The organism is Bacillus sp. JJ1127 (assembly GCF_036965845.1).
Taxonomy (GTDB): domain Bacteria; phylum Bacillota; class Bacilli; order Bacillales; family Bacillaceae_G; genus Bacillus_A.
Map to the genome: position 1 here is coordinate 1 of NZ_JBALQK010000210.1, position 7,214 is coordinate 7,214.

7 protein-coding genes are annotated in these 7,214 nt (G+C 35.0%); 2 read left to right on the top strand and 5 right to left on the bottom strand.

Annotated features, from left to right (window positions below; genetic code table 11):
* Positions 1 to 42: 42 nt before the first annotated feature.
* Entirely contained in the window at positions 43 to 573 is a 531-nt protein-coding gene (locus tag V7183_RS19265; RefSeq protein ID WP_335360504.1) for a GNAT family N-acetyltransferase, read from the top strand.
* 158 nt (positions 574 to 731) lie between these two features.
* Here the strand turns inward: V7183_RS19265 and V7183_RS19270 are convergent, their stop codons facing one another.
* The 5 genes from V7183_RS19270 to V7183_RS19290 form a co-directional block, all read right to left on the bottom strand.
* A complete protein-coding gene (locus tag V7183_RS19270) occupies positions 732 to 2,360 on the bottom strand; it encodes a peptide ABC transporter substrate-binding protein (protein WP_335360500.1) in 1,629 nt (542 codons plus the stop codon).
* 231 nt (positions 2,361 to 2,591) lie between these two features.
* Positions 2,592 to 3,899, bottom strand: a complete 1,308-nt coding sequence (locus V7183_RS19275) for a bifunctional S-methyl-5'-thioadenosine deaminase/S-adenosylhomocysteine deaminase (RefSeq protein ID WP_335360501.1) — start codon at positions 3,897 to 3,899, stop codon at positions 2,592 to 2,594.
* 205 nt (positions 3,900 to 4,104) lie between these two features.
* Positions 4,105 to 4,458 (bottom strand): YunG family protein, encoded by a 354-nt coding sequence (locus V7183_RS19280; RefSeq protein WP_097896403.1) that lies wholly within the window; start codon positions 4,456 to 4,458, stop codon positions 4,105 to 4,107.
* 27 nt (positions 4,459 to 4,485) lie between these two features.
* Positions 4,486 to 4,932: a GNAT family N-acetyltransferase gene (locus V7183_RS19285; RefSeq protein ID WP_097896401.1), complete on the bottom strand. Its 447-nt coding sequence runs from the start codon at positions 4,930 to 4,932 to the stop codon at positions 4,486 to 4,488.
* 219 nt (positions 4,933 to 5,151) lie between these two features.
* Entirely contained in the window at positions 5,152 to 6,075 is a 924-nt protein-coding gene (locus V7183_RS19290) for an alpha/beta hydrolase (RefSeq protein ID WP_335360502.1), read from the bottom strand.
* A 353-nt stretch (positions 6,076 to 6,428) separates the two neighbouring features.
* Here V7183_RS19290 and V7183_RS19295 point away from each other — a divergent pair, with 353 nt between their 5' ends.
* Positions 6,429 to 7,187, top strand: a complete 759-nt coding sequence (locus tag V7183_RS19295) for a DODA-type extradiol aromatic ring-opening family dioxygenase (RefSeq protein WP_335360503.1) — start codon at positions 6,429 to 6,431, stop codon at positions 7,185 to 7,187.
* The last annotated feature ends 27 nt before the right edge of the window (positions 7,188 to 7,214 follow it).

Consider the following 7,214-nt stretch of genomic DNA (forward strand, 5'->3'; position numbering starts at 1 on the left):
GTTGAAAAATTAAAATGGAATTTATATAAAAGGAGTGAGAGAATGTTCCCTATATTAGAAACAGAACGGCTAATTTTGAGAGAACTTACAGAATCCGATGCACAAAGTCTATTAAATTGCTTTTCTAACCCAGATGTATTACGTTACTATGGTCAAAGCCCATTAAAAAGTATAGATCAGGTAAAACAAATCATTAAAAATTTTGCAGAAAGTTACAATGAAAGACACGGCGTGAAATGGGGAATTGAATTAAAGGAGACGAAAAGCATTATTGGAACAATTGGTTTTCACGATTGGTCTTCAGAACATAGAAGAGCTAACATAAGTTATGCACTTTTCCCTGAGCAATGGGGAAATGGCTATGCTACTGAAGCAGTTTCTACAGTTATATCATATGGTTTTAATAATCTTAATTTAACACGTATCGGAGCAGTTGTTTTTCTTGAAAATGAATCATCAAATCACTTGTTAACAAAACTAGGATTTAAAAAAGAGGGAGTTCTGAAAAATTATATGTATCAAAATGATGTTCCACATGATATAAATGTTTATTCTTTACTAAAATCTATTTAATAGAAGGCATACACAATTCCTTTCATTAAAAATATAATTTTCAAACTTAAATGCAACCTCTCCTATCAAAAGCTTTTCTAGATTTGTTTTAAAATAATTCTAAAATCCATAAAAAAAGAGCTAATGCCGCAAGCAATTCGCTCTTTTTCTATAGATTATTATTTTTTGCTTATAAAAGCATGTTTATACGTAAATATGCCACCAAATTGGTGCTTCTCAATTCCTTTTACATACTCTTTTTGTATATATGCTGAACCAGTGTGATAAAGCGGGACAACTGCAGCATCTTCTAAGACTAATCGCTCGGCCTTTTGTAAGGCCTTCCATCTTTTCTGTTGATCTAGTACAATATCATATTTTGCTTTCTTTATAAGATCATCATAATCAGAGTTTGAGTACCCCATCTTATTATTCGGATTATCTGTCGTAAATAATTCTAAGTAATTTATCGGATCTTTATAATCTGGCCCCCATACTACCATAGAAATATCATATTGCCCTGTTTGTTCTAACTGTAATTTTTGCTTGAATGGTTGCTGTTTGATCTCTAATGTTAAACCTTGTAACTGCTTTTCTAAATCGCCTTTTATATACTCAGCCATACGTTTTGCGTTATCTTGTTCAAATGTCAGGAACTCTATTGTAATATTTTCCTTGCCAAGCTCTTTTTTAGCTTCTTCCCAAAGTTTTTTTGCTTTTTGCAAATCATATACAGCAATACTTCCATTTTCCTTTCGAAAATCTTTCCCGGTTACTTCATTCTTATATCCTGTTGGAATCAGGCCTTCCGCAGGAGTTGCACCATTGTTTATAAAGTGATTTACAAATTCCTTTTTATTCAGTGCTAAAGAAATAGCTTGACGAATTTTTTTATTTGCTAGTGAAACATTGCTTTCATTAAATCGCAGCATGGCTATAGCAGGATCACTTGACACATGGAATTCTTTACTGTTTTTATATTGGTCTACAAATGTAGAATTAATGGGCACACGATCAAGGCTACCGGATTCATATAGATTAACACCTGTCATTGTATCCTTTACAACATAAAAGTTTATTTCATCTAGCTTCACTTTCTCTTTATCCCAATATGTATCATTTTTCTTTAATTGAAATTCTTGTTCATGCTTCCATTTGTCTAACACAAACGGTCCATTGTATATAAGATGATCTGGCTCTAACCCATAACGATTTCCTTGTTGCTTCACAAATGATTCATGCTGTGGTAAATAAATGGGCAGTGCTAATAATTGCAGGAAATATGGAACAGGCTGCTCTAACTGTACTTCAAGTGTATAATCATCTAATGCTTTTACTCCTAGTTGGTCACTAGCCACTGCACCTTTATTGATTTCTTTTGCATTTTTTATATAAAATAGCATGTACGCATATTGAGATGCTGTTTCAGGAGCCAATGTCCGTTTCCAAGAAAAAGTAAAATCATGTGCTGTTACCGATTCTCCATTTGACCATTTTGCATCTTTACGCAAATGGAATGTATATTTTTTCCCATCCTCACTTCTCTCAAATGACTTCGCCACACCAGGGATGGGATTATCTTGATTATCCAGTACATATAATCCCTCAAATATATTTTGCATCACATGTGATGATGTACCGTCCATCGCTTTCGCTGTATCAAGAGAAGGAATTTCTTCTGATATTGTTACGTTTAACGCTTGTTTTTGACCTTCTTTATCACTTTTATTCGCTTTACTACTACAGGCCGATAAAATCAAAGATATAACAAGTGTACTTACTAATACGCGGTACTTTTTCTGCTTCATGAATTTTTCTCCTTAAATTCAAATAGTATTATGAAACGCTATTTATTATAGCAGAAAGGGGGGGATAAAGTCGTGACATTCTATGGAATATTTATTCATTTCAATTGAACTACCCCCACCTTTACTTCGTTTAGAGGAAAGGGGCTTCTCGATTAAAATGATTAAAAAAAACGCTCCCCCTCTTATAGTTACTAAAAAGGATAGCGTTCTTTATCAGTTTCTCTATTTTAACTACATCTTCAGTCCTCGTTTATAACGACTCGCCTCAAAAATAATTCGTTCTTCATCTAATGTTTTACATTCACCGTTCCACACGATTTGCTTCCCGTTAATCACAACATCAGATACATCTTTTCCACTCGCTGCATACACAAGATGTGATAATACTTCTTCGGCTGGCTGTAAATGTGGCTTATCCGATGGATCAATCGTAATAAAGTCGGCACACTTTCCTACCTCAATGGAACCCGTTTGTTTCATTCCAATGACTTCTGCTGCTCCTTTTGTCGCGAGCGGAAGAGCTGTTTCAACAGGTAATGCAGTTGCATCTTTATGGATACCTTTTTGTAGTAACGTTGCAACGCGTAGCTCTTCAAACATATCTAAGTTATTGTTAGATGCAACACTGTCTGTGGCAATACCGACTTTGATTCCCGCTTCTAACATTGCCTTAACATCCGCTATACCAGATCCCAATTTCAAATTACTATTAGGATTATGAGCAACACGAACATCATGTTCCGCTAAGAAGGCGCGTTCATTTTCATTTAACACAACGCCATGAGCAATAACAGTCGGTCTCTTAAATAAACCACAGCTCGCTACATACGCTACTGGACGTTTGCCATATTGCGTTTCAATATCACGTACTTCACGCTCTGTTTCTGAAAGATGAATGTGAACCATTGTATGGTTCTCTACTGCGATTCTCGCGCACTCTTCTAACATTTCTGTAGAGCATGCATATGGGCTATGAGGAGCAACCATCGTTGTTAGCATGCCACTTTCACTGTAATATCGTTTTACATATTTCTCTGCATCTTGAATTACTTTTTTTTCGTCCTCTTTCGTTCCAAAGCTGAATAAAGTTCTTGAAACCGCTGCGCGCATTCCACTATTACGAACCGCTTCCATAATCGCATCCTGATCGATACCAATTGGATTAAACATATCAGAAAATGTTGTCGTTCCACTTTTCACCATTTCTAATAAACCAAGCTCTGTACTAGCAACCGCCAGTTCTGAAGTAAATTGACTTTCAAGCGGCCAAATTTTCGTTTCAAGCCATGGCTGTAATAGCATATCATCGCCAATGCCACGCAACAAACTCATCACAACATGTGTATGTGTATTCACAAGACCTGGCAATAGCCACTTTCCTTTCAAATTTATAACTTCATCCACTTGATCTTGATTAGAAAATTCACCATTGCCCACTTCTATAATCTTATCATCTTCTACAATGATATATCCGTTTTCAATCACTTCATTCTTTTCATTTAGCGTTACAATCGTAGCGCTTACATAAGCTGTTTTCAAAAGTATTTCCCCTCTCGACTCTATGAAGTATATTTCTTCCTAATAAGTTACTACCACTATAGTAACTTATTAGATATAAAGAGTCAAAAGATAATTATATAAATACAAGTTGAAAAAACGACATAAAAACCCTTTTCTTTTCAGGTGGACGAGAGCATCTAGCCATGCATCGCAGCGACTTATATGCTAAAAAATTAAAATGAATTTATATAGATTCTACTGTGAAAATATATACGTTTTGTTTTAAAGCACTATATTGCCTTTCATTCGTGTCTGCAAATGCTTCTTCTCTACTAGAAGGAATATCCATATAGATTATCTCAGTCAAAAATTGTGATGCTGTAAAATCATATCGCTTACCGTTTATCATATTGTAAAAGTGCCAAGCCTCATTAACTTGCGTCTTCTTTATTTCCCCACCAAATAAATCATATATAACAAGTGCTGTTACACCACATTGTCCTTTTGCTGGATTTTCTTTCGTCCACTTTGAGCTTGTTTCAAGTGACCAAGATTTCGTTAAAATCTTATGTATCTGTTCAATTTCTAAATTATCCATCTTAGCATCCCCTATATATCAAACGTTTTATACATCATACTGTAAAAGTGGTAAAGTCCGATTGTTAAAAACAGTCGAAGGTGTCTCCCCAATTAACTTTGCTCCCATTTTCATATAATACCCTTTTGCATTTGGATCACTATCTATTGTAAAACGCTTAATCCCTAATTGAGCCGCTTTTTCTACAACGCCTTCCCATAAAACTTTTCCATAACCTTTCCCCTTATAATTCGGATGTAAGTATAGAAAATCAAGAGCATCCTCTTCTTTGCGTAGAAATGAGAAAAAACCAATTGTTACTCCTTCATTTTCTAAAACGAATACGTAGTTGTTTTTCATATACGCTTCTGTAATTGTTAAATCTTCCTTGCATGCTTGAATAAATTCTTCGCTGTAATCCCAAGTTGCTTTTGAACTGAGTGCTAGTTCACTGAGTTCATTTGTTTCTTTTAATAAGGCTTCTCTAATTATCATCAACTATCCCCTCTCAAACTTGTATTTACATTTAAACTACTCATTTATAATAATTAGCCAAAATCCCAGCACCTCCTGTAGAAATCAAAAAATTATGATCCCCTTCATTTGAATAAAATTCTTTTAATTGAAATTAGTCTTCTCAATTACCGGTTATGAAATAACACTTCTCTAATTTCTAAAAAAGAAACCTCACTTCAACAAAAGTGAGGTTTCTTCTTATTCAGTATGTTCATTTAACCAAAAGATCAAATCTTGGAATACTTCATCCCTATTCACTTCATGGAACATTTCATGCCTTCCATTTTCATATAAACGAAGTGTTACATCTTTCACACCGCACTTTTTATACATATCATGTACTTCTTTTACACCTTTTCCCATATCTCCAACTGGATCACGATCTCCGGAAAAAATATGTATTGGCAAGTCTTTTGGTGTTTTCTTATATTCCTCTAATTTATTTACCTCAAGCACCCCATGAAATAATTCACGGTAAAAGCTTGTTGAACAAATAAAACCACATAATGGATCTTCTATATATCTATCAACTTGATTTGTATCTGAAGATAACCAATCAAACTTTGTCCGATTTGGTTTGAAATGCGAGTTGAAATTCCCAAATGATAAAAAGTTTAACATCGGACTTTTCGTTTTTGCCCCGCGGATTTTCATCTCAATCGTTGCCACTTTATGACCAATAATCCCTAAAAAACCTGGGTTTCCACCTGTTCCAGAAATAAGAAATCCATCATATAATTCACCGCGAAGTTGTACAGCACGTCTTGATAAGAATGAACCCATACTATGCCCTAATAAAAAAAGTGGACAAGTATGCTCTTGTCTTATAAATTCTGACACAAAAATCACATCAGAAACAGCCTGATTCCAACCAATATCTGGATCAAAATGCCCATAGTTTTCTTCCCTTTTTACTGTTTTTCCATGTCCCTTATGATCATGAGCATAAACACCATATCCCGCTTGCAATAAGGTATGAACACATTCTGTATAAGCACCCGTGTGTTCTGCCATGCCATGTGCAATCTGTACAATCCCCCGAGGCTCACCTTCTGGCAGCCACTTACGTAAATAAAATTCCGATCCATCCAGCGCCGTAACGAAGCTTTCCTGTATATCCATTTTGATAGCCCCCAAACTCCTTATATATACCATTACAAAATGAATGAGTATTCATTATTCTTACTATGTATTATATGCAATTGTTTCCATTATGACAAACACTGCATTTTCGATTTATCCTGCTATTCGCAGGCAGTAATACTCCCACCTCAAAATCCCTTGAAAACAAAGAAGTTATGTGGGAAATAAACTGCCGTTAAAGCCCGATTGGTGAGGACTAATAATTAGTGAGGGATGAAGACCTCCACTGATTAAAGTTTCACTTTATCAAACGATTCCCTTGACGAACAAAATAAACAATTATATAGTTGCTTACATAAAGTAATTATTATTCATTTTAGGAGGTTTCATATATGATGCCATCATTATTTTTAGCACATGGTTCACCAATGCTTGCCATTCAAGATACAGATTATACACGTTTTTTAAAAACACTTGGCGAAACATATAAACCAAAAGCAATTGTCATTTTTACAGCACACTGGGAAAGTGAAATATTAACTATTTCATCTTTAGATGATGAATATGAAACAATTTATGATTTTGGCGGATTCCCTCCCGAACTATATGAAATAAAATATAAAGCAAAAGGTTCTTCAGCCATTGCAGCAATGCTAGAAACAAAATTTAAGAATAACGAAATTTCAGTTCGCAAAGATGCAACTAGAGGATTAGATCACGGTTCATGGACACTATTACACCGTATGTATCCAAAAGCTGATATACCTGTCGTTCAAATCTCAGTACATCCTTTCCTTCCTGTAAAAGAGCAATATGAAATTGGAAAAGCGATTCAGGGCATTGGACAAGAAGATATTTTAGTAATCGGTAGCGGTGTTACTGTGCATAATTTACGCGCATTAAAGTGGAATCAAACAACACCAGAAAAATGGGCTGTCGAATTTGATGACTGGATTATAAATCATATGCAAAACAACGATAAAGATTCGTTGTTTAATTGGGAAACTGCCCCTCACGCACAATTAGCCGTTCCAAGAGCAGAGCATTTTGTCCCTCTTTTCATCGCTATGGGAAGTGGTAATACTGAGGGTAAAGTCATTCATCGTAGCTATGAGCTTGGAACATTAAGTTATCTTTGCTTTCAGTTTTAATTGATTTTAACCAAAAAGGATGAAGCG

Coding starts and splice junctions, on each gene's coding strand:
- V7183_RS19265 (WP_335360504.1), top strand. CDS start 43: ATGTTCCCTATATTAGAAACAGAACGGCTAATTTTGAGAGAACTTACA.
- V7183_RS19270 (WP_335360500.1), bottom strand. CDS start 2,360: ATGAAGCAGAAAAAGTACCGCGTATTAGTAAGTACACTTGTTATATCT.
- V7183_RS19280 (WP_097896403.1), bottom strand. CDS start 4,458: ATGGATAATTTAGAAATTGAACAGATACATAAGATTTTAACGAAATCT.
- V7183_RS19285 (WP_097896401.1), bottom strand. CDS start 4,932: ATGATAATTAGAGAAGCCTTATTAAAAGAAACAAATGAACTCAGTGAA.
- V7183_RS19290 (WP_335360502.1), bottom strand. CDS start 6,075: ATGGATATACAGGAAAGCTTCGTTACGGCGCTGGATGGATCGGAATTT.
- V7183_RS19295 (WP_335360503.1), top strand. CDS start 6,429: ATGATGCCATCATTATTTTTAGCACATGGTTCACCAATGCTTGCCATT.